Here is a 22,637-nt window from a genome sequence, read left to right as displayed (position 1 = left end):
AGGACTGCAACCGTTTCGCCCCGCTTGGGGTTCAGAAGGCAGGAACCCGGAATCAGCCGGTCCAGGAGGGAGGCAGGAGCGACATGTGGTTCGAGGCGGCGTGGGGTCGTGCGCTCGTGCCGGGGACGGCCGCGAGCGAGGAGCCATGGGTGAGTTGGCTGGCGAACCGACCGCGCGACACGACGCGCCATGACGTGCCAGGGGGACGGCATGAGTGAGGCAGCAGAGGCGGCGTCGATGGCGGAGCCGGCCGAGGAGCCCAGGGCGATCGCCGAACCGGTCGACGCGCCGACCGCCAGACGCGACTTCGGCATGCTGTGGGCCGGCCAGTCGACGAGCCTGCTCGGCGACCAGTTCATGGTGGTCGCGCTGCCGCTGTTGGCGGTCACCGTGCTCGGCACGTCCAACGCGCAGGCGGCGCTGCTGCCCTTCGCCCTGTTCCTGCCGTTCCTGCCGCTCGGCCTGCCGGCCGGCGCGATCCTCGACCGGCTGCGCCGCAGGCCGACGCTCATCGTCTGCGACACCATCCAGGCGGCCTGCTTCCTCACCGTGGCGCTGCTGGCTTGGCGGCACCTGCTGCCGTTCTGGCTGCTGATGCTGCTGGTCGGCGTCAGCGGCTGCACCACGGTGTTCTTCCAGGTCGCCTACAACTCCTACCTGCCAACCCTGTTCGCCGACCCGAGGAACCTGCATCGCGGCAACGCCAGGCTGTTCTTCTCCGAGTCGGTGTCCAGATCGCTCGGGCCGGTGCTGGCCGGCCCGCTGATCCAGTTCTTCGGCGTGGTCGCCGCCGTGTTCGTCAACGGCGTCACCAGGGCGGTCTCGGTGGTCTCCCTGTTGGGCATCAGGCACCGGGAGGAGCGGCCACCGGCCGTCGAACGCGAACGCGGCTGGCTGGTTCGCGAGATCAGGGAGGGGCTGCGGTTCGTGTTCGGGCACCCGCTGCTCGAGCCGGTGCTGTCCTGCGGCAGCGTCTACGTGCTGTTCCTCAGCATGATCGACGCGATCATCGTGTTGTACTGCAAGGACGTCCTGCACCTGAACGCGAGCTGGATCGGCCTGGTGGTCGGTGCCGCCGCGCTGGGCTTCCCGGTCGGCAACATGCTGTCCGGCAGGCTGATCGAGCGGTGGGGCACGCCGCGCACCCTGGTGTTCGGCGCCTTCGTCTCGGTGACCGGCATCGTGCTGATGCCGATCGCGGGCAGCGCGGGCTCGGCGGTCGGGCTGGTCGCCGGCAGCATCGTGCACGGCGTCGGCGAGGGTTCCTTCGGGCCGACCTCGCTCACCCTGCGGCAGACCGTCACACCGCAGGGCTTACTCGGGCGGGTCAACTCGGTGCAGCGCTTCCTGCTGTGGGGCGCGGTGCCGGTCGGCAGCCTGTTCGCGTCCCTGTCGATCAAGCTGGCCGGGCTGTCCTGGGCCATGTGGATCGGCGCGCTTGGCACCGTGCTGTGCCTGCCGCCGTTGGTGCGCCGGGGCGTCCTTGCCGACCTGCGTGGTCGCCGCAGGGCGGCCGAGCCTGCCGCGCCGACCTCCTGACCCGCACCGCAGCACGCCGAACGCCGTCAACGCCGTCCCACCGCGCCGACGAACAGTGACTGGAGGAACCATGGGCTACGCCGAGGGGATCGAGACGTTCGTCGATCTGTGCAACGAGGCGATGCCACCGGACTTCTACACCTATCCGGTCGAGGAGCAGCGCAGGCTGTACCTCGGCCTGACGAAGGTCTTCCCGTACCCGGTGCCCGACGGCGTCGCCGTGCGGGACGCCGTGGTGCGGCACGACGGCCGCGACCTGCCGGTGCGCGTCTACGAGCCGGGCACCAGAAGCGGCGCGGGGTTGGCGGTCTACCTCCGGGGCGGCGGTTTCGTCGTCGGGTCGCTGGACACGCACAACACCGTGGTCGCCGAGCTGGCCGCCAGGTCCGGCCTGGTGACCGTCGCGCCGGACTTCCGGATGTCCCCGGAACACCCGTTCCCCGCCGCGCTGGAGGACTGCTTCGGCGCGCTGTCGGCGATCGTGACGAGGCCGGCCGCGCTCGGCGTCGAGATCGACACCGACGCCGTGGTGCTGTGCGGCGACAGCTCCGGCGCGAACATGGCCGTCACGGTGTCGATGATGTGCCGGGACCGGGGCGGCCCGACGCTGCGCGGGCAGGGCCTGATCAGCCCGGTGCTGGACTTCACTCGCTGGCGGCACGGCGGCGCGGACGCCCCACTGCTGACCGGCGGCGAGATGGAGTACTACACCAAGTGCTACTGCGCGGAGCCAGAACAGGCCGCCGACCCGTACGTGTCGCCGCTGGTGTCGGGCTCCTTCCACGACCTGCCGCCCGCCTACATCATGAGCGCGGAGCTGGACTCGCTGCGGGTGGACGCCGAGCAGTACACGGAACACCTGCGCCGCAACGGGATCGCGGTGCGCAACGTGGTCGAGCCGGGGCTGGTGCACGCGGCGGTGCGGGCCAGGGCGCTCAGCCCCCAGGTCGAGGACGCCTGGGCGCGGTTCTGCGCGGCCGTCGCGCTGCTGGCCGAACAGGGGGAGCCCGATGCCGCACGGTGAGCCGACCGGTCCCGCCGTGATCGTGGACCCGTACTCCTCTGGCGCGTTGTTCGCCCCGGCCTTCCGCGCGGCCGGCGTGCCCGTGGTGGCTGTCCTGTCCGGTCCAGAGCCGCCGGAGGTGTACGCCTCGTCCTACGTCCCCGAGGACTTCCCGGAGATCATCACGTTCGCCGGCGACCACGACGCGGTGCTGCGCAGGCTCGCCGAGCTGGCGCCGCGCTGCGTGCTGGCCGGCTGCGAGTCCGGGGTCGAGCTGGCCGACGCCCTGGCCCCGAGGGTGGTGCCGGCAGTGGCGAACGTGCCGGCGCTGGCCGCCGCGCGGCGGCACAAGGGCGAGATGGCCGCCGCGGTCGCCGCGGCCGGCCTGCCGGTGATCCCGCAGGTCTGCACCGCCGATCCGGCCGAGGTGACCGTCTGGATCGAGCGGTCCGGGCTGCTCGGCCGCGACCTGGTGGTCAAACCGCCGAAGAGCGCGAGCACCGACGGCGTCACCAAGGTCGCGGGCGGTCGCGGCTGGCGGGAGGTGTTCGACGCGTTCATCGGCGTGCCGAACCGGCTCGGCCTGGTCAACGACCGGCTGGTGGTGCAGCAGTTCGTCACCGGCACGGAGTACGTCGTCGACACGGTCAGCCACGACGGGGTGCATACGGTCGTCGACGTGTGCCGGTACAACAAGATCGACAACGGCGAGTACATGGCGGTCTACGACAGCATGGAGTGGATCGAGCCAGCCGATCCCGTGCTCGACGAGCTGCTCCCGTACGCGAGGGGCGTGCTGGACGCGGTCGGCCTGCGGTTCGGCCCTGCGCACGTCGAGGTGATGCTCACCGACGAGGGCCCGAGGCTGATCGAGATCGGCGCGCGGGCGCACGGCGGCGGCCAGCCTCGGTTCTGCCGGGTGGCGACCGGGGACAGCCAGATCGACCGCACCGTGCGGTACTTCGCCGGCGAGCAGGACGTGCCCGACCACTACCGGCTGCTGTGCCACCTGCTCGTGGTGTTCCACATCGCGCGGGAGTCCGGCGTGCTGCGCAACGCCGAGGTGCTGGACGGGGTGGAACGCCTTGCCAGCCACCACTTCTCGATCCGCAACGTCCGCAGCGGCGCACTGGTGGAGCGGACCAGGGACCTGTTCGGCAGCCTCGACCTCGGCTTCGCGGTGCTCGCCCACGAGAGCAACGACCAGCTGTGGGCCGACTATCGGCTGTTGCGAGCGCTGGAGGACGAGTTACGCATCGACCCCGCGGACCGGGCCGCGCCGCCCACGCGGTGACCGAGGCGCCAGGGTGACCGGGCCGCCAGCGTGACCGGGCCGCCGTTCCGGCCCGTGGCCGGGCGGCGGACCATGGTCGACACAGACCCGCGCGGTGGACATCCGCGCGGCACACCAGCTTCAGGAGGTTCGATGTCGGCAGCTCCGACCACCGTCCAGCATCCCGCCGGCCGGCACTACGACGTGCGCGGCCATCGGCTGTGGGTGGAGACCGAGGGCGCGGGGGAGCCGTTGCTGGTGCTGGCGGGGCTCGGCCCCGCAGGGTCGCACGTGATCTTCCACCCGTTCTTCAGCGACCTGGCTGGGGACTTCCAGGTGATCTACGTCGACCTGCACGGCCGGGGTCGCTCGGACACGCCGGAGGACCTCGGCGAGATCACCTTCGCCGGGGACGTCGCCGACGTGGCCGAGCTGATCCGCCAGCTCGACCTCGGCCCGGTGCACGTCTACGGGTTCTCCTACGGCGGACTGCTCGGTCAGGCGCTCGCGCTCGACCACGCCGACCTGGTCCGTTCGCTCGTGCTGGCCAACAGCCTGCACAGCCCGGAGATGTGGCAGCGCAACCACGCGAACATCAACCGCGAACTGGAGAACCAGCACCCGGACGTGTGGGACCGGATCCAGGAGCTGCGCCGCGAGGGCGCGGTGTCCACCGACCCCCGGCTGCGGGAGCAGTTCGCGGCGGCCACCGCGCTGGTGCGGTTCTACGACCCTGGCAACGCGGCCAAGCTGTTGAGCGAGCCTGGCGCGCGCAACCTGGAGCTGTATCCGCTGTTCGTCGGCGCGGACGTGGACTTCATCATCGGCGGGCAGGTGGCGCAGATCCCGGACTTCCGGCCGAGGTTGAAGGACATCGCCGCGCCGGTGCTGGTGCTGGCCGGGCGGTTCGACCGCGCCCTGTACCCGAGGCTGCAACGGGAGTTCGCCGAGTACGCGCCGAGGATCACCGTGCGGGTGCTGGAGCGCAGCGGCTCGTTCTCCCACGTCGAGGAGCCAGAGGAGGTGTTCGCCCAGGTCCGCGCGTTCCTCAAGGGCTGAGTGGCGCCCCGGCCGCCCCGAGGCGCGCCGGCCGGGGCCGGTGTCGCCGTGGTCAGGCGATCCAGGTGGCGGTGAGGCCGAGGACCTTGCCGCCATCCTGGTCGGCGAGCTTGGTGCCGGTGAAGGCCGTCGCCCACTCCGAGGTCTGCACCCGGAGCGCGGGGTGCTCCGCCGTGAGCGCCGCGACGATCGGCTCGGCGGCCTGGGCCGGGGTCTGCGCGCCGGTGCCGAACGAGCTGCGGGTGCGGGCCACGTAGGCCTGGAGCACCTCGGCGTACGGCCCGGCGTTGGCGATCACCTCGGCGGGGTCGACCTGGAGGTTGGCGACGAACTCGCTGGCCACCGCGCCGGGCTCGATCAGCGTGACCGCGACGCCGACACGCGCGGCGACGGGTGCCAGGCTCTCCATGAAGCCCTCGACGGCGAACTTCGCCGCGCAGTAGGCCTCGTTGAACGGCTGGCCGACGACGCCGCCAACGCTGGACACGGTGATCAGCCGGCCGCCGGACGCGCGCAGGTGCGGCATCGCCGCCTTGGTCACCTGGACCACGCCGAAGAAGTTGACCTCCATGACCCGGCGGACCTCGTCGACCGACTCGTTCTCGATGGTGCCGAGGTGCCCGGCGCCCGCGTTGTTGACGACCGCGTCCAGCCGGCCGTAGTCGGCCATCACGCCGTCGATGCAGGCCGCGACGGAGGCGGGGTCGGTGACGTCGAGCTGGCGCACGTCGAGGTCGCCGCCGGACTCGCGGAGCGCGCCGGCCCGCGAGGTGTCGCGCAGCGTGGCGACCACGCGATAGCCGGCGTTGGCGGCGGCCACCGCGGCGGCGAGCCCGATGCCGGAGGAGGTGCCGGTGATGAGGACAACCTTGGGGGACATGTCGGCCTTCCGTTGCTGACGAGTTCCGTGCGTGTACACACACTAGCAGGCTTTCGTGTGCGTACACACAACGACGTACGATGGCGGGATGAGCAGCGCGAAGCTTCCGGCGTTCGGGGGGATGCCCTTAGCCGACCATGCGTTCTACGGGCTGGTCTGGGCCGGCGCGACCCTGGCCGAGCACGTTGGCCGCGCCCTCAGGCGCGCGCACGACCTGCCGCTGTCCTGGTTCGAGGTCATGCTGTGGCTCTCAGGCCGCACCGAACCGGTGTCCGCCTCCGCGCTCGGCGCCAGCACGATGCTCAGCCGCAGCCAGGTCTCGCGTGTGCTCGACGCGCTCCAGGAGCGCGGCCTGGTCAGCCGCACCCCCTCCGAGGTGGACGCAAGGTCGGTCGAGGTGGCCCTCACCGAGCACGGGCGCGAGGTGTTCGCCGCCGCCGACGCGACCAGGCGCGCGTGCCTCGCCCCGGTGTTCACCGACCTGCTCGACGACGGCGACCTCGCCGCGCTCGACTCGGTGTGGCGCAAGCTCAAGGCGCACCGGGCCGGCTGAGTTCGCGGCCGAACAATGCGAGGAAAGGCCCGTTAAGTATCTTCGTCCGTTTTATGGACGTGGTTATTTGTTAACGAAATCGCCCTGGAATTCTCCTGGCTGAGCCGAGGACAGACCCGGCAATCTGGATCCGCCGTACGTCCTCGTGACGTCCTACCACGGAGGTTCCATGCGACTTCGACAACTCGCGCTCGCCGGAGTGACCCTCGCGAGCGGGCTGTTAGCCGCAGCGACCGTCACACCCGCGATCGCCTCGGTGCCCCCTGCCCACCGAGCCGCCGCCACCCAGCACCGGGTGCTGTTCGACGACACCAAGGCCGAGACCGCCGGCAACGCGGACTGGATCATCAGCACCAGCATGCCCGACCCCCTCGCGCAGAACCCCGCGCCGGCCAGCGAGACCGACTGGACCGGCGCGATCTCCTCCTGGGGCGTCGCACTCCAGCGGACCGGCCAGTACAGCCTCAAGACCCTCCCGCCGGGCAACTCCATCAGCTACGGCAACACCGGCAATCCGCTGGACCTGACGAACTTCGACACCTTCGTGCTGCCCGAGCCGAACATCGTGCTCAGCTCGGCGGAGAAGGCCGCGCTCATGCACTTCGTGCAGAACGGCGGCGGCCTGTTCCTGATCTCCGACCACACCGGCAGCGACCGCAACAACGACGGCTGGGACTCGCCGGCCATCATCAACGACCTGATGACCAACAACGGCGTCGCCAACAACGACCCGTTCGGCTTCTCGGTCGATCTGAAGAACATCGTCAAGGACTTCCCGGTCGCCATCAACGACCCGGCCAACCCCGTCCTCAACGGGTCGTTCGGCTCGGTCCAGCACAGCCTCATCGCCAACGGCACCACCTTCACGCTGAACCCGGCGGACAACCCGAACGTGCGCGGCCTGCTGTACCTGAGCACCGCGACCCCCGGCAACACCAACGCGTTCTTCGTGACCAGCACCTTCGGCTCCGGCCGCGTCGCCGTCTGGGGCGACAGCTCCCCGCCGGACGACGGCACCGGCGAGCCCGGCAAGAAGGTCTACAACGGCTGGAACGACCCCGGCGCCAACAACGCCGCGCTCGCCCTCAACGCGACCGCGTGGCTCGCCGGCACCGGCGGCGGCACCACCGGCGGCGTCACCGTGACCAACCCCGGCAACCAGACCGGCACCGTCGGCACCCCGGCCAGCCTCCAGCTCCAGGCGAGCGACACCGCGGGCGGCACGCTGTCCTACCAGGCCACCGGGCTGCCGGCCGGCCTGTCCGTCAACGCGGGCACCGGCCTGATCTCCGGCACGCCGACCACCGCAGGCACCGGCACGGTGAACGTCACCGCGACCGACAGCACCGGCCCGAGCGGCAGCACCTCGTTCGGCTGGACCATCAACCCGACCGGGGGCGGCGGCGGCTGCACGCCGGCCAACCTGCTCGGCAACCCCGGCTTCGAGAGCGGCGCCGCGAGCCCGTGGACCGCGTCCTCGGCGTCGATCGTCAACAGCGGCTCGGCGCAGCCCGCGCACGGCGGCTCCTGGGACGCCTGGCTGGGCGGCAAGGGCAGCACGCACACCGACACCCTCGCGCAGACCGTCACGCTGCCGACCGGCTGCGCGACCTACGGGCTGAGCTTCTGGCTGCACGTCGACACCGCCGAGACGACCACCACCAGGGCCTACGACACGCTCAAGGCGCAGGTGCTGGACGGCTCCGGCGCGGTGCTGAGCACGCTCGCCACCTACTCCAACCTGAACGCGGGCAGCGGCTACACGCAGCGCACGTTCAACCTGGCGGCGTACGCGGGCAAGACCGTCACGGTGAAGTTCACCGGGGCCGAGGACTACACCAAGCAGACGTCGTTCGTCATCGACGACGCCGCGCTGTCCGTGTCCTAGCTCCGTCCGGGTTTTGCGGCCATGGCGCGCGCAAACCGCGCCATGGCCGCAAAACTCGCACAACCCTGCTCCGGCACCGACGAATGGGCGTAGCGCGCGGGGACGCCGTGCCGAAGGATCCAGCCATGATCCATCGGGTCGGCGAACAGGAGACAGGGTGAGAACCGGAAGGTCCTTTCTGACACTGACGGCCGCCTCGGCGGTGGTGGTCGCGATCGTCGCGCCATCGCAGGCGAGCGCGGCGCCGGACACCTCGGGCGCGCAGGGCGCGCCGCAGAGCGTGATCGTGGTGATGCGGGACCAGCATCCCGACCTCAAGCCGAAGGTGCAGGCAGAACAGCGCGCCAAGACCGTCGCGGGCGACCAGCAGTCCGTCGTCGACGACCTCAAGGGACACGGCGCCACCGACCTCGTGCAGCTCAACACGGTCAGCGCGGTCGCGGCCAAGGCCAAGCCCGCCGACATCCAGCGGCTGCGCGCCAATCCGGCCGTCGCGGCCGTCGTGCCGGACCTGACCATCTACCCGAACGCGCACGCGCGGTCCGCGACCCCCAAGGACACCACGCCGAAGCCGAGCCAGCAGATCTGCCCGGCCGACCCGGCCAAGCCCCTGCTCGAACCCGAGGCCCTGGACATCACCAGGACCGAGTCGCAGGACCCCGGCGCCGTGCAGGCGCACTCGCTGGCCACCGGCAAGGGCATCAAGGCCGCGGTCATCGCCGACGGCCTCGACCCGAGCAACCCGGACTTCATCCGGCCGGACGGCAGCAGGGCCATCGTCGACTACCAGGACTTCTCCGGTGACGGCCTGCGCGACTCCAGCGGCGGCGGCGAGGCGTTCGGCGACGCGAGCTCCATCGTCTCGCAGGGCAGCCGCACCTACGACCTGTCCACCGAGCTGCCCTACGCCGGGCTGCCGCGCGGCTGCACCTTCCGGCTGCGCGGCATGGCGCCGGACGCGCAGTTGGTCGCCATCAAGGTGTTCGGCCAGAACGGCTCCTCCACCTCTGGTTTCGTGCGCGGCATCGACTACGCGGTCAACCACGACAAGGTGGACATCCTCAGCGAGTCCTTCGGCGGCAACCCCTATCCCGACCCGGACACCGACCCGATCACGCTGGCCGACCGCGCCGCGATCAATGCCGGCGTCACGGTGGTCGCCTCCAGCGGCGACTCCGGCGTGTCCGGCACGGTGGGCTCGCCGGCCAGCGACCCCAGGGTGATCGCGGCGGCAGGCTCGACCTCCTACCGGCTGCTCGCCCAGGCGTACGGCTACAAGACCTGGGTGAACAACAACATCACCGGGCTGTCCTCCGGCGGCCCGACCCTGAACAACAAGGTCGTCGACCTGGTCGCGCCCGCCATGGCCGGCATGGCCGACTGCACGGTCGACCCGCGCTGGGACGACTGCACCGGGCTGACCGAGACCTTCGGCGGCACCAGCCAGTCCGCCCCGCTCGTCGCCGGCGCGGCCGCGCTGGTGATGGAGGCCTACGAGCGCACCCACCACGGCGTGCGGCCGTCGCCCGACCTGGTCAAGCGCCTGCTCACCGGCACGGCGACCGACCTCAACGTGCCGGCTGACCAGCAGGGCTCCGGGTTGCTGGACAGCTACAGCGCGGTGCGCGCCGCACTGTCCGTCAGGACCGACGACGGAAGGCCGACCACGGCGGCGGGCACCGCGCTGCTGCCCTCGGTCAGCCAGCTCGACCTGACCGGGAACGCCGGTGACACGCAGAACGCCTCGGTGACCCTGACCAACACCGGGTCGGCGCCGCAGACCGTCACCGCGACCTCCCGCACGGAGGGCGCGCAGACCTCCTTGCAGGACAGGACGGTCCCCATCTCCGCGTCCGCCGCGAACCCGACACCGGCCGAGGGCGCGCAGGCCTCGGCGCCCGTGACGTTCACCGTGTCGCCGGGCACCCCGTTGCTGGACATGACGATGGTCTGGCCGGGCACCAAGAGCTCCGGCCCGCTCGCCATGCTGCTGGTCGACCCGCAGGGCAGGCTGGTGCAGGAGTCCTACGACTACAAGTTCACCAACTACCAGTTCATCAACGTGCACGACCCGATCCCCGGCACCTGGACCGTGAAGATCCTGTGGGCCAACGGTCGCGCGCACCTCCAGGAGCCGCCGCTGCCGCCGGGCACCTTCGCCGGCAACGCGCAGCTGCGCATCGTCGGGCACGACTACGCCTCGGCCGGCGTCACCGGCACCACCCGCCGGGTGATCCCGGCAGGCGGTTCGGCCACCTTCGACCTGCGGGTGCCGCTGCCCGCCTCGGCTGGCGACGTGCCGGCCTCGATCCAGTTCGACTCGGACGCCGGCCAGCACCTGTCGCTGCCGGTGTCGCGCAGGGCGCTCATCCCCACAAAGGCCAACGGGGACAACGCGTTCAGCACCACCATCACCGGCGGTGTCGGTCGCGTCCTCGGTCAGGAGAAGGGCTTCTACCTGGACGTGCCGGCCGGCCGGCGGAGCATGACCGTCGACCTGACCGCGCCTGACCCCGGCACCGCGCTGGAGTTCTACCTGGTCAGCCCGGACAAGCAGCTGCTGTCCGGCGACGTCAACGCGACCGAGGCGACCTGGAACGACAAGACCTCCGCGCAACCGACCGGGACGTCCAGCCTCACCGTGCGGGAACCCGCCGCCGGCCGCTGGCAGCTGCTCGTCGTGCTGACCAACGCGGTCAGCGGCAAGGAGTTCAGCGAACAGCTGACCGGCAAGGTCCGCTTCGACGCCGTCAACGCGCGGGCCAACAACCTGCCAGACGGCCTAGGCACGAAGATCAAATCCGGCACGACGACGACCGGCTCGATCGAGGTCACCAACGCAGGGGTCGCCGGCCAGTACTTCTTCCTCGACCCGAGGCTCGCCGGACAGTCCACAGTGGACCTCAAGCCCTACGTCGGCGACACCACACTGACGCTGCCGCTGCACACCAGCACCTCGACGCAGCCGAGCTGGATCGTGCCACCGCACACCAGCAAGCTCGCGGCGACCGCGTCGGCGACCATGCCCGTCGACCTGGATCTCTACAACGACAAGGGAAATCCGGAGATCTTCGCCCGCGCGCCGCGCAACGGCGGCAACACCACCACCGTCGTGGCCAGGGCGAAGCAGCTGGCGCTCGGTTCGTGGACGCTGGACGTGCAGCAGCCGGGGCCGTTCCCGAACGGCTCGGCGGCCGGCTCGGCGACGGTGTCCCTGTCGGCGGAGACGCAGGCGTTCGACCCGTGGACCACGTCCGAGACCGGCGACTACTGGCAGCGCGCGGTCGGCGGCCCCGCCGCCACCCCGGTGTATGTCGCGCCGGGGGTGAGTCGCAGCATCAGGTTCAGCATCACGCCGACCGCACCGGTCGGCACCCAGGTGCACGGCATGGTCTACGTGAACACGGTCAACCCGTTGGCCGGCAGCGGATCGGAGTTGGTCGGCATTCCGTACAGCTACACCGTGAGCTGAGCCGAACGGCTCCGTGAAGGTGGCCTCCGCCCTGGATCCGTCCTTGGCGGAGGCCACCTTCGTCGCAGCGACACCGTGCGTGCGCCGAACACCTTCGGCGCATTGTCACGGGATGTGCGCGGTCCCAGCATGGGAGCGGCGCTCCTGAACCAGGTGCCGCCGCACCCGTCCTGTGAAGTGGGGTCCGCATGAAACACCGGTTGCTCCCTGCGTTAGCCGCCTGTGCCACGATTGCCATGTCGTTGACCGTTTCGTCCACCCCGGCCTCGGCCGCCGAACCGGCCGCGTCTCCCTCGCTCTCAGCGAGTTCCACGCTGGACTTCGGCTGCGCCGCACACGGCGCCCACCAGCTCGGCTGTTTCGGCAAACTGCACGCGCGGCGCGCCAGCAACGGCAGGCTCGCCCCGCTGACCACGCCGGGCCCGGTCGGGCTCGGCCCTGCGGATCTCCAGTCCGCCTACCGCACCGGCGGCCTGAGTGCCTCCGGGCGCACCGTCGCGATCGTGGACGCCCAGGACGACCCGAACGCCGAGGCCGACCTCGCGGTGTACCGCAACGCCTACGGCCTGCCCGCGTGCACCACCGCGAACGGCTGCTTCCACAAGGTCAACCAGAACGGCCAGGCCGCGCCGCTGCCCGCGGCGGACCCCGGCTGGGCCGAGGAGATCAGCCTCGACCTGGACATGGTCTCGGCCACCTGCCCCAGCTGCCACATCCTGTTGGTCGAGGCTGACTCGCCCAACACCGACCCGCTGATGACCGCGGTGGACACCGCCGCCGGCACACCGGGTGTGGTGGCCATCTCCAACAGCTACGGCGGCGCCGAGGACAGCACGATCCTCGCGGCCGACACGCACCTCAGCCACTCGAACGTCGCCATCACCGCCAGCTCCGGCGACTCGGGCTACGGCGTGAGCTGGCCCGCGTCGTCCCAGTACGTCACCGCGGTCGGCGGCACCAGCCTGACCAGGGCGACCAACGCGCGCGGCTGGACCGAGTCGACCTGGTCCGGCGCAGGCTCCGGTTGCTCGGCGTTCGAGCCGAAGCCCGGCTGGCAGCACGACACCGGCTGCGCGAACCGGACCGTCGCCGATGTGTCCGCCGTGGCCGACCCGGCCACCGGGCTCGGCGTCTACGACACCTACAACACCTGCGGCACCAGCTTCTTCTGCGACTTCCTGATCTCGCTCGGGCTCGTCGCAGGAGCCGACGGCTGGGTCACGGTCGGCGGCACCAGCGCGTCCTCGCCGATCATCGCGAGCGTGTACGCCCTGGCTGGCAACGCGGTGACCTACGGCTCGTACCCGTACACGCACACCGCCGGCCTGTTCGACGTGACGACCGGCAACAACGGCAGCTGCGGCGGCAGCTACCTGTGCACCGCGGGCCCCGGCTACGACGGACCGACCGGCCTCGGCACCCCTAACGGCACCACTGGTTTCTGACGGCGAAGGGCTCAGTCGTAGCTGACGATGGAGCCAGAAACTGAACCGAGAAGCTCGGCGTTGTGGGCCCCGCCACCCGGCCCACAACGCCGAGCCGGATCAGGCGCTCGGGACGGGATCCTTGCGCAGGTTGCAGATGGTCGGGGTGAACTGTTCGGTGGTGCTGACGTAGGCGGCCTCCGACACGCGGTCGCCGAGGTCGGCCACCGCGGACAGCGCGCCGGAGATGCCGATCGTCTTCTTGGTCAGGCTGGGCACCACGTAGCTCTCGGCGGACGCGCCACCGCGGCTCTGGTTGTACACCAGGATGCTCTGGTTGGCGCAGAAGCCGGCGCGCCGCATGTACTCGATGGGCAGCTCGGCGCTCATCTCGATGCAGCCGCGCCGCTCCACCTCCTGGATCTCCAGCCCGGCAAGGAGGTTGGACAGCACGGTCCTCGGCAGCGCGCGCCGCTGCGCGACCACGTCCTCGGGCAGGAAGTCGACCTTGCGGTACTGCCCGTTGTTCTCCAGCAGGATCTTCGCCTTGCTGTAGTCGTTGACGACCTCCTCCTCCGGGTAGAAGCGGGCGTCGACCAGCGGGATGTCGAACCGCTCTGTCAGCTGCTGCTCGTGCTGCTCGGCGTTGAGCGTGGTGCGGGAGATCGCGCAACAGACGTCCCCGACGGCCAACAGGTGCGCCAGCGCGCCGCGCACCTCGACCGCGTCGCCCTCACCGGGTAACACGAAGCTGTGCATCCGGTTCATCCAGTTGTCGCCGCCGATCTTGGTGACGATGACCTGCTCGAACGGCGCGAAGTCCATCATCTCCATCATGGCGGCCGGCAGCACGATCCCCTCGGGGATGTCCGCCGTCGAGTCGCGCACGGACGAGGTGACCCGCACGTTGTGCAGGCACGATCTTTTGATGGTGTAGAGAGCCGATGCGTTGTTCACGGTGCTCCTGTTCTCCTTGCGGTTGGGGGAAAACCGTTCGGTCACCGGCTGGTCGCCGGCAGCCCGAGGCGGACGTGGTCGGCGATGATCCGAGCGGAGACCCGCGCCGCCGCGGTGAAGTCGAAGAAGTGTCCGAAGTCCCGAACGGCGAACTTGTTGGTGAAGTAGAGGCCAGGCACGGTGGACTGGAAGTGCTCGTCCAGCACCGGAAAGCCCCCGTCGACGCGAACGCCGGCCAGCGCGGAGCCCGAGGCGAGGAACCCGAGCCGCGCGACGTCCATCCGGTATCCGGTGGCGAGCAGCACGTGGTCCACCGCGAGCGACCGGCCCGTGTCGAGCGCGACGAGCAGCCCGCCTTCCGGATCCTCGTGACAGGACCGGATCTGCGAGTTCGGCCACAGGCGCACCTCGGGCCGGTCGATCCTCGGCGCGAGCCACGCCTCCAGCTGGAGCCTGCCGATGCGCCACATGCGCTCGGTGATCGCGTCCTGCTCGTCCGGCGCCATGGTCCGGTACCACGCCGGGTCGCTGTCGAACCGCTCCAGCAGCGGGGTCACCCAGCTCCAGTCGGCCGGCGCGAAGACCGGAGTGGGATGCCGGTGCGAGACGTGCACCTCGGCCGCGCCGTGCTCGGCGGCGAGCGCCGCCCACTCGAACGCGCTCTGCCGGCCGCCGACGATGAGGCAGGACCGGCCGGTGAACGTCGCGAGGTCCACGCGGTCGCCGCTGTGCGAGTACCGGCCCTCCGGCAGCGCGGCGGCCAACTCGTCCGGCACGTGCGGGCACGCGCCGAGCCCGGTGGCCACCACGACCTGGTCCGCGTCCACGACCGAGTCGTCGTCCAGCGTCACGGCGAACCCGGAACCCGCCGCGTCGAGGCGGGTCACCTCGCGGCGGTCGGCGGTCAGGCCCCTGCGCTGCTGGAACCACTCGGCGTAGGCCAGGTAGTGGCTCAGCGGGATGGGATCCGGCTCGGACCTGTCGAGCCCCGACTCCACCGCGTACCGCTCCAGCGTGTACTCCTCCAGCGGGTCGAGGTGCCAGTCCGCGTGGGACCGCAGGACCATGCCGCGCGGCATGTGGTCCCGCCACAGCGACATCGGGCTGCCGAACACGACGTGCTCGACGCCGAGGTGCTTGCACTGCGCCGACAACGCGAGGCCGTACGGCCCGGCGCCGATGATCACCAACGGAACGGTATTTGCTGGCAACGAAGATCTCCTTTGCGGCCGGGGATTCCTGGTGCTGGCGTGCGCGTCAGGCCCGTAGGCTGCGCGCGGTCACCGCCACGGACGCGGCGATCGCCAGCGTGGCAACGACCTCCGCGACGGGAATCCGGTCGGGCAGGTGGTTGGCGGTGAGTGAGCCGAGCAGTGCGATACCGAGCACGCCGCCGAGTTGGCGGCTCGCGTTGAGCAGTCCGGAGGAGACGCCGACGCTGTCCTGCGGGGTGTGGGCGAGCACCAGGGTGGTCATCGAGGTGGTGATCAGTCCCGAGCCGACGCCGAACACCAGCAGCGCGGCGGCGAGCACCGGATAGGCGAGGGTGCCGGCCACGACGAACCCGGCCGAGCCGACCAGCGTGCACAGCTGTCCGGTCAGCAGCGGCCACTTCGGCCCCCGGTTCGCCGTCCACGGGCCGGCGAGCCTCGTCGCGACGGGGGTGTGCATGATGGTCAGCGGCAGGAACGCGAGGCCGGTCAGCAGCGGCGCGTAGCCCCGGATGTGTTGCAGCGTCAGCGTGTACACGAACAGCGACCCGTACATGGAGAAGTTGAACGCCGCCCCGGCGAGCAGCCCGGCCCGCAGCGGCGGCGAGGTCAGCACCGCCGTGGGGATCAGCGGTTCGGCGCGACTGCGTTCCCACAGCACGAAAAGCGCGAGGCCGAGGGCGGTCGCGCCGAACGCGCCGACCACGAACGGCGCGCCCCAACCGATCCTGCTCGCCTCGATCAGCCCGGCGGTCACCGCGGTCAGCGTGCCGACGGCGAGCGCCTGGCCGACCAGGTCGAGCGCGACCGGGCGCGCCGGCACCGGGCGCAGCCGCGTCGCCACCAACAGCAGGGCGAACGCGCACACCGGCACGTTGACGAGGAAGATCCCGCGCCAGCCGACCGTCTGCACCAGTCCGCCGCCGACCACCGGCCCCGCCGCGAACGCCAGCCCGGAGATCGCCGCCCACATGCCGAGCGCGCGCACCCTGATCCGGCCGGCCGGGTAGACGGCGTGGATGAGCGCGAGCGAGGTCGGGGCGAGCAGCGCGGCGCCGACGCCCTGGAGCACCCTGGCGGCGATCAGCCAGCCGACGGTCGGCGCGAGCCCGCAGCCGACCGAGGCGACCCCGAACACGACAAGGCCCGCCTGGAATCCCAGCCGCGCGCCCCAGCGGTCGCCGAGCAGTCCGGTGGACAGCAGCAGCGCGGCGAACGCCAGCGTGTACGCGTCGACGATCCACAACAGGGCACTCGTGCTCGCGGCCAACTGGTCCCGCAGCGTCGGCACCGCAACATTCAGCACATTGGCGTCAAGGATGACCAGAGCGAAACCGGTGCAGACCCCGGCAAGCCCCCAACCGCGTTTGGCCGCATCACCCGTCCGCGCGCTTTCCGCGCCGAGGGCGGCATCGGATGACAGAACGTCACCCGTGGCCTCGTGATTGGAGGAAGTATCTGTCACAGACCGATAGTCGCGCGAAAACAGTTCCACGAACCTGGAACCATGGCGGGTTACTGTGAGGTAATGACGAGCCTTGGTCACTGCTGCCCGGGATGTCCCGGGTCCGGCGGCGACGCCGACGTCGCGGCGGTCGCCGCGCTGTTCGGCGATCCGGCCAGGGCGTGCATGCTGCTCGCGCTGGCCGCGAACCACGAGCTGTCCGCGTCCGCGTTGGCCAGCGAGGCCGGCCTGTCCGCACCCGCCACCAGCGCGCATCTGCGCAAGCTCACCGACGGCGGCCTGATCACGGTCAACCGGCGCGGGCGATACCGCTTCTACCGCATTGCCGGCGTCGACGTCGCCGCCGCGCTGGAGACCCTGGCCAGGCTCGCGCCGCCCCGGCCGGTCCGGTCGCTGCGGCAGAGCGTGCGCGGTAAGGCGCTGCGGTTCGCGCGGATCTGCTACGACCACCTCGCCGGCCACCTGTCCGTCGCGATCACCGACGCGTTGATCAGCAGGCGCGCCATCACTCCCGTCGTGTCGTCGGGCCACCAGGCCGAGGAGGAGCTGTGGGCGCTGGGCCCCGGCGCGGCCTCGGTGCTCGGCGAGCTCGGCGTGGAGTTCGACCGCGTCGCGCCACGGGCCGTCGACCCGTCGGCCCTGCGCACCTGTTACGACTGGAGCGCGCGCCGGCCGCATCTCGCCGGTTCGCTCGGCGCGAGCCTGCTGGTCACCATGCTCGACCGCAGGTGGCTGGCCAGGATTCCCAAGCAGCGCGCGGTGAATCTCACCGAGCGCGGCGCCGAGGCGCTGAGCGCCACACTGGACCTGGTGGTCTCGCCCGAGGCGTGACGCTCAGAGCGAACGAACCACGCTCTCGGCGAACGCGCGGCTCGTCCCGGTCGCGATCTCGTTACGGTCGGCCGAACGAGATCAAGTCGCGTTTTCCTGGAGAGGGACCAACAATGACCGGTGGGCTGACCCTGAACGACTCGGTGTTCGAGCTGCTGCTGCGGGAGCGAATCGTCTTCCTCGGCACTGAGGTCGACGACGACAGCGCGAACCGCATCACCGGCCAGCTGTTGCTGTTGGCCGCGGAGGACTCCACGAGGGACATCACCTTCTACGTCAACTCTCCCGGCGGTTCGGTCACGGCGGGTCTGGCGATCTACGACACGATGCAGCTCATCGAGCCCGACGTGGCGACCTGGGCCGTCGGGTTCTCCGCTTCGATGGGCCAGTTCCTGGTGTCCTCCGGCGCGCCGGGCAAGCGCTATGCGTTGCCGCACACGCGAATCCTGATGCACCAGCCGCACGCGGGCCTCAGCGGCAGCGCCTCCGACATCGCGATCAGGGCCGAGGCGTTCAGCAACATGAAGCGGCAGGTCGCCGAGCTCACCGCGCAGCAGACCGGCCATCCGGTGGAGAAGATCATCGCCGACGGCGACCGGGATCGCTGGTTCAGCGCGGAGGAGGCCCGCGAGTACGGCCTGATCGACCACGTGGTCAGCCGGATCGAGCGCGAGCCGGTGTCCTGATCTCCTTGCCGGGCAAGGGATCGGCCCGTCAGGGTCGCTGAACCTGTTGGGGGATCTGGTGAGCGGAGGCGGCGAGGCGGATCTGGTTGCGGCCACCGTCCTTGGCCTCATACAGGGCCGCGTCGGCGGCGAGCAGCAGCGCGGTGAGATCGGTTCCGCTGTCCGGGTAGACGGCCGCGCCGATCGACGCGGACAGTCCGTCGACGGTGGCCGGCAGGCTCAGCGCCGCCACCCGCACGCTCAGTCTGCCGATGTCCGTGCGGATCCGGTCGGCGATGGCGGTGAACTCCTCGTAGTTGGTGCCCGGCAGCACCACCGCGAACTCCTCGCCGCCGTAGCGGCCGACGAGGTCGACGCCCCGCACCTCACGCCGGATTGCGTTGGCCACCTCGCGGAGCACCTGGTCGCCCGCGAGGTGGCCGTAGCGGTCGTTGACCCGCTTGAAGTGGTCAAGGTCGATGATCAGCACGGCGACCATCGAGCCGAGTCTGCGCGCCCTGACCAGTTCGCGGCCGGCGACCTCGTGCCAGAAGACCGGGTCGACCAGTCCCGTCTTCGTGTCGGTGCGTGCCGCCGCCTGGAACTGCGGCAGCAGCAGGCCGCGGTGCAGCGCGAGGACGGTCACCATGAGGATCGGCAGCAGCCACGGGCGGACCGTCGTGACCAGCGCGATGCCGCTGCCGAGGCCGACGGCCGCGCCGATGGTGAGCGCGTCGTTGAGGCTGCCTAGTGCGGTTCGCCCTGGGGTTTCCGGGTTTGTCGCGATGATGGCGGCGACGACGAGGACGTAGTTGACAAGAAAGTAGGCTGCTGCGGCGACAGTCAGGGCGACCAGACCCCATGGGCCGCCCAGGAACATGAGGTAGGGGGCGGCATGTCCGGCACTGGCCAGCGTCAGCGCGGACCCGGCCGCGCAGCAGCCGAGCACGACGGTGGCCGCCGAGAAGACCTTGCGGTGCAACGTGGTTCTGCGGTGGTACACCCTGACCCAGGAATGTGCGTAGCTGACCGCGATCACCACGACCACCAGCGGCGGCGGGAGCAGCAGCAGGCCGGCGAAGATCCAGATCGACTGGAGGTGGGCGTGCGGGCTGCCCTCGGCGGCGAGCTCCCTGATCCGCTCGATGCCGCGCGCGGTCTCCAGGTGCGCGACCGCGCCGACGACGAGCAATCCGCACCACATCAGGGAGTGCGAGGTGATCGGCGCGAGCCGCGCGGTGGCGACCACGCCGACGACCGCGAGGCACTCCACGGCCAGCAGGTACGCCAGCACGCCTCGGGGCAGCGACCACATTCGCCATCGCCACACGGCGAAACCGGCGAGACGGCTGGCGCTCGACCCTGGCTCTGGCTGATCATCATGACGTCGCACGGCGAATTCCCCCAGTCACCGTTCTGGAGCCGTCAAGATAACCGCGCGCACACCGAGCTGTCGCTAGCCCACCGGGTGGCCATGAAAAGGCAAGTGGCGCAACCAACTCCCGCGTCGATGGAGGACATCATGCACAACACTAACTCCGCACCACGGACCGGCCGGCCGATCGACTGGCGTACCCGGACCTCCCAGCGCTGATAGCGCCGGTCCACGGCCATTCCCCGGTCGTCCGCCGGCTGCCGCGACACCGTCGCGGCAGCCGGCGGATCGTTTTCCCGGTCTCCGGCGCAACTGTGCCCGTAGGGGAAGCGGAATCGGCACGTTAGGCGTCGCAATGTGCCATGAAGAACGCCATTGAACGTTCGGCGTCCTGATGGTGTCCCTCAGGACATCGACGGTTCCGTGCTGCCGTCGAGCGGGGTCATCCGGTCGGGCAGGTGCGCACGCAGCGTGTCGCTGAGCGTCCGGCGGTCGGTGGGGCTCAGGTGCAGCTGGTGTGTGGCGTTGCGCAGATCCCCGGTCGGCTCGCCGGTGAGGCAGGCGAGCGTCGCGTCCTCGGTGTCCGAGCCGTCGGGCAGGTAGGCCAGCGTGGCGTCGGACCCGGTCCGCACGGTGCAGCTGCGGTGCGTGCGAATGGCGGCGATCAGGTTCTCCGCGTGCGGATAGGGCAGCCGGGTTGTCCACTGGCTGGCGCCCGGCGGATGCACGAACAGCCTCAGCCCGCCACTGGTCCGGCGCACATCAATCCGCGTGCACACGATGCTCTCCCCCCGTGCTGTCCGTGCCGTATAACCGCCGTCATCGACAATGCCACCTCATCGAGCATGCGGACAGACATAAACGGCGGTGTGGTCACGGATATGGTTGGTGCGAGATTCCCTCGGACAGCCTAGTCCGCATATGTGACATTTGCGCAGGATGTGGCCGGTTGCACCGGACGTGCCTCGAACTGGCTACCCAGAACGCCCTTTTGTCACCGAGTGGCCGTCGATTGTGAAACGACTCTCACTCGAAAAGTGGACTGGCGACTCGAAGGGGCGAACCCCGTCAAGGGCGGGCGATCGCGTAGGGCGGTCGGGTGACGGGCGGACGCCGGTCGGTGATCTTGCTCACCTTAGATCGACCGATCGCCGCAACTCGGCAAATGGTTCGACCAATTTGTCCGGTCGGGGGCCAGGAGCTGATCCCCGGTTTGGCCGAACCGCCGCAGTGTCAACCGTCAACGTCGTACTACGAACGGAGGGTGACGTCGCCGTCCGAGCGCCATAGCGTCCCAACTGCGTCGTATCGACGAAATGCTCCGAGCCTCAATTCCCCGACATTCCGTTGAGGCACGGAGATCCTGCCATTTTCTCCCTCGAAGGGACGAACTCGATGCGCATGTTGAAGATCGCTGCCGCGGTGTGCGGTGCGGCCCTGGTCGCCGGCCTCGGTATTGGCTCGACCGCGTCCGCGGAGACCAGCACCCCCAACATCATCGGCGGCGGCTCCGCACCCACGGTCGGCTGGGGCGCCCAGATCCTCTGGAACAACGTCACGACCTACGGCGGCTTCGAGTGCTCCGGCACGATCATCGCGCCGCAGTGGGTGCTCACCGCGCAGCACTGCCTGAACTCCGCCGGCATCCACGTCAAGGTCGGCAGCAACAAGCTCGGCCAGGGCACCGACGTCCCGGTGGACCGGCAGCTGGCCTCGCCAAGGGGCGACATCTCGCTGCTGCACCTGACCAGGGCGGTCTCCACGACCTACATGAAGCTGGGCAACGGTGACCCGGCGACCGGCAGCACCAACCAGATCTACGGCTGGGGCCGCACGCTGAACTCCAGCCCGCCCTCCCCGGTGCTCAAGACCGCCAACGTCCGCGTGACCGGCTCGAGCTCCGACGCCTTTGGCGGCAGGGCGATCGCCAGCGTCGGCATCAACGGCGCCGCGTGGCACGGCGACTCGGGTGGCCCCGAGCTGTCCAACGGCGTGCAGGTCGGCGTCTGCTCGACCGGCAGCAACTCCGGCTCGAACCCGCAGGGCTCGCAGAACTACGCCAGCGTGGCGAACAGCCGCGCCTGGATCAAGTCGACGTCCGGCGTCTGATCAGCCGGTAGCGCCAGCTCGGCCGATGCCCGGGAACCCATGTGGTTCCCGGGCATCCGCCGTTTCTGGACCTCACGCCTGGGCCAGTAGGCGGCGGAGCCAGCCGGGCAACCGGCTGGTCCGGACGTCCACGGTTCCCTCGGCCGCGCCGCGCACGATCCGCCTGCCGCCGCGCCCCGACGGCCGGTCGCGCACGTCGACGACCACGCAGGTGATGTTGTCCGGTCCGCCCGCCCGGTTGGCCAGCTCGATCAGCTGGCGGACCGCCGCGTCGGGATCGGCGGCCTCGGCCAGCGCCCCGCGCACGTCCTCGTCCGGCGTCACGTCGGTCAGGCCGTCCGAGCACAACAGGTACCGGTCGCCGGTTGCCGCCTGGTGCAGGAACAGGTCGGGCTCGCCGCTTCCGGTGCTCTGCAACGCCTTCATCAGCATCGACCGGCGCGGGTGCTGCGCGGCCTGCTCCCGCGGAAGCTGCCCGTCGTCCACCAGCGCCTGCACCAAGGTGTGGTCGTGGGTGAGCTGACGCAGCTCGCCGCCGCGCAGCAGGTAGCCGCGCGAGTCGCCGAGGTGCGCGACGGCGAAGCCCGGCCCGAACGGCAGCAGCGCGGTGAGCGTCGTGCCCATGCCGCGCAGCTGCGGCTCCTGGTCGGCGACCTCGGCCAGCCGCCGGGCGATGGCCGAGACCGCGCCGGCCAGCGCGGCGAGCGGGTCCACGCCCTGCCGGTCCGTGGCGGCGAGCCGGTCGTCGAGTTTGGCCATCGCGGCCACCGCGATCGAGCTGGCTACCTCGCCGTGCGCGTGTCCGCCCATCCCGTCGGCGACGGCGAGCAAGCGCGGGCTCGCGTACGCCGAGTCCTCGTTGACCTCGCGGTGCAAGCCGAGGTCGGTGCCGACGGCGTAGCGGAGTCCCAGCTCGGTGTCGTGCGTCATGCA

The 22,637-nt window shown here is 70.6% G+C and carries 18 protein-coding genes; 11 read left to right on the top strand and 7 right to left on the bottom strand.

What is annotated here, in order from left to right; genetic code table 11:
* Window positions 1-210 precede the first annotated feature (210 nt).
* The 4 genes from F0L68_RS00500 (at window position 211) to F0L68_RS00485 (ending at window position 4,874) form a co-directional block, all read left to right on the top strand.
* A complete protein-coding gene (locus tag F0L68_RS00500) occupies window positions 211-1,539 on the top strand; it encodes an MFS transporter (protein WP_188316312.1) in 1,329 nt (442 codons plus the stop codon).
* Between the two features lie 70 nt (window positions 1,540-1,609).
* A complete protein-coding gene (locus F0L68_RS00495; RefSeq protein WP_149847356.1) occupies window positions 1,610-2,563 on the top strand; it encodes an alpha/beta hydrolase in 954 nt (317 codons plus the stop codon).
* Entirely contained in the window at window positions 2,550-3,836 is a 1,287-nt protein-coding gene (locus tag F0L68_RS00490) for an ATP-grasp domain-containing protein (RefSeq protein WP_149847355.1), read from the top strand. Before F0L68_RS00495 ends, F0L68_RS00490 begins: the two co-directional genes overlap by 14 nt.
* Window positions 3,837-3,968: 132 nt before the next feature.
* Window positions 3,969-4,874, top strand: a complete 906-nt coding sequence (locus F0L68_RS00485; protein WP_223198376.1) for an alpha/beta fold hydrolase — start codon at window positions 3,969-3,971, stop codon at window positions 4,872-4,874.
* A gap of 52 nt (window positions 4,875-4,926) precedes the next feature.
* Here the strand turns inward: F0L68_RS00485 and F0L68_RS00480 are convergent, their stop codons facing one another.
* The gene (locus F0L68_RS00480) at window positions 4,927-5,793 is read right to left on the bottom strand and encodes an SDR family oxidoreductase (RefSeq protein ID WP_223198375.1); all 867 of its coding nucleotides are present in this window, start codon (window positions 5,791-5,793) and stop codon (window positions 4,927-4,929) included.
* A gap of 49 nt (window positions 5,794-5,842) precedes the next feature.
* On the opposite strand from F0L68_RS00480, the gene F0L68_RS00475 reads away from it, so the two are divergent.
* The 4 genes from F0L68_RS00475 to F0L68_RS00460 all read left to right on the top strand — a co-directional run bounded on the left by F0L68_RS00475 (window position 5,843) and on the right by F0L68_RS00460 (window position 13,112).
* On the top strand, window positions 5,843-6,307 hold the full coding sequence (locus tag F0L68_RS00475) for a MarR family winged helix-turn-helix transcriptional regulator (protein ID WP_149847353.1): 465 nt from the start codon (window positions 5,843-5,845) through the stop codon (window positions 6,305-6,307).
* A 169-nt stretch (window positions 6,308-6,476) separates the two neighbouring features.
* Window positions 6,477-8,195, top strand: coding sequence for a putative Ig domain-containing protein (locus tag F0L68_RS00470; RefSeq protein ID WP_149847352.1), 1,719 nt, complete (start codon window positions 6,477-6,479; stop codon window positions 8,193-8,195).
* Window positions 8,196-8,352: 157 nt separating this feature from the next.
* Window positions 8,353-11,667, top strand: a complete 3,315-nt coding sequence (locus F0L68_RS00465; RefSeq protein WP_223198374.1) for a S8 family serine peptidase — start codon at window positions 8,353-8,355, stop codon at window positions 11,665-11,667.
* A gap of 236 nt (window positions 11,668-11,903) precedes the next feature.
* Window positions 11,904-13,112, top strand: coding sequence for a S53 family peptidase (locus F0L68_RS00460; RefSeq protein WP_223198373.1), 1,209 nt, complete (start codon window positions 11,904-11,906; stop codon window positions 13,110-13,112).
* A 99-nt stretch (window positions 13,113-13,211) separates the two neighbouring features.
* On the opposite strand, the gene F0L68_RS00455 is transcribed toward F0L68_RS00460, so the two are convergent.
* Genes F0L68_RS00455 through F0L68_RS00445 form a run of 3 tightly spaced genes read right to left on the bottom strand, consistent with a single transcriptional unit; the run spans window position 13,212 to window position 16,724 of the window.
* Window positions 13,212-14,048 (bottom strand): aspartate 1-decarboxylase, encoded by an 837-nt coding sequence (locus F0L68_RS00455; RefSeq protein WP_149847350.1) that lies wholly within the window; start codon window positions 14,046-14,048, stop codon window positions 13,212-13,214.
* Window positions 14,049-14,089: 41 nt separating this feature from the next.
* Window positions 14,090-15,259, bottom strand: a complete 1,170-nt coding sequence (locus F0L68_RS00450) for an NAD(P)-binding domain-containing protein (protein WP_149847349.1) — start codon at window positions 15,257-15,259, stop codon at window positions 14,090-14,092.
* 46 nt (window positions 15,260-15,305) lie between these two features.
* Entirely contained in the window at window positions 15,306-16,724 is a 1,419-nt protein-coding gene (locus F0L68_RS00445) for an MFS transporter (protein ID WP_223198372.1), read from the bottom strand.
* Between the two features lie 63 nt (window positions 16,725-16,787).
* Between F0L68_RS00445 and F0L68_RS00440 the strand changes: the two genes are divergently transcribed.
* Together F0L68_RS00440 and F0L68_RS00435 are read left to right on the top strand one after the other, a co-directional pair.
* Entirely contained in the window at window positions 16,788-17,555 is a 768-nt protein-coding gene (locus F0L68_RS00440; RefSeq protein ID WP_149847347.1) for an ArsR/SmtB family transcription factor, read from the top strand.
* A gap of 113 nt (window positions 17,556-17,668) precedes the next feature.
* On the top strand, window positions 17,669-18,241 hold the full coding sequence (locus F0L68_RS00435) for a ClpP family protease (protein WP_149847346.1): 573 nt from the start codon (window positions 17,669-17,671) through the stop codon (window positions 18,239-18,241).
* Between the two features lie 28 nt (window positions 18,242-18,269).
* On the opposite strand, the gene F0L68_RS00430 is transcribed toward F0L68_RS00435, so the two are convergent.
* Entirely contained in the window at window positions 18,270-19,535 is a 1,266-nt protein-coding gene (locus F0L68_RS00430; protein ID WP_149847345.1) for a GGDEF domain-containing protein, read from the bottom strand.
* 464 nt (window positions 19,536-19,999) lie between these two features.
* Window positions 20,000-20,374: a hypothetical protein gene (locus tag F0L68_RS00425; protein WP_149847344.1), complete on the bottom strand. Its 375-nt coding sequence runs from the start codon at window positions 20,372-20,374 to the stop codon at window positions 20,000-20,002.
* Window positions 20,375-20,990: 616 nt separating this feature from the next.
* Here F0L68_RS00425 and F0L68_RS00420 point away from each other — a divergent pair.
* Window positions 20,991-21,704 (top strand): S1 family peptidase, encoded by a 714-nt coding sequence (locus tag F0L68_RS00420; RefSeq protein ID WP_149847343.1) that lies wholly within the window; start codon window positions 20,991-20,993, stop codon window positions 21,702-21,704.
* Window positions 21,705-21,776: 72 nt separating this feature from the next.
* Here the strand turns inward: F0L68_RS00420 and F0L68_RS00415 are convergent, their stop codons facing one another.
* Window positions 21,777-22,634 (bottom strand): PP2C family protein-serine/threonine phosphatase, encoded by an 858-nt coding sequence (locus F0L68_RS00415; RefSeq protein ID WP_149847342.1) that lies wholly within the window; start codon window positions 22,632-22,634, stop codon window positions 21,777-21,779.
* Window positions 22,635-22,637: the final 3 nt, after the last annotated feature.

It is taken from the genome of Solihabitans fulvus, from assembly GCF_008386585.1.
Classification (GTDB): domain Bacteria; phylum Actinomycetota; class Actinomycetes; order Mycobacteriales; family Pseudonocardiaceae; genus Solihabitans; species Solihabitans fulvus.
This window is presented reverse-complemented; position numbering and strand designations above follow the sequence as displayed.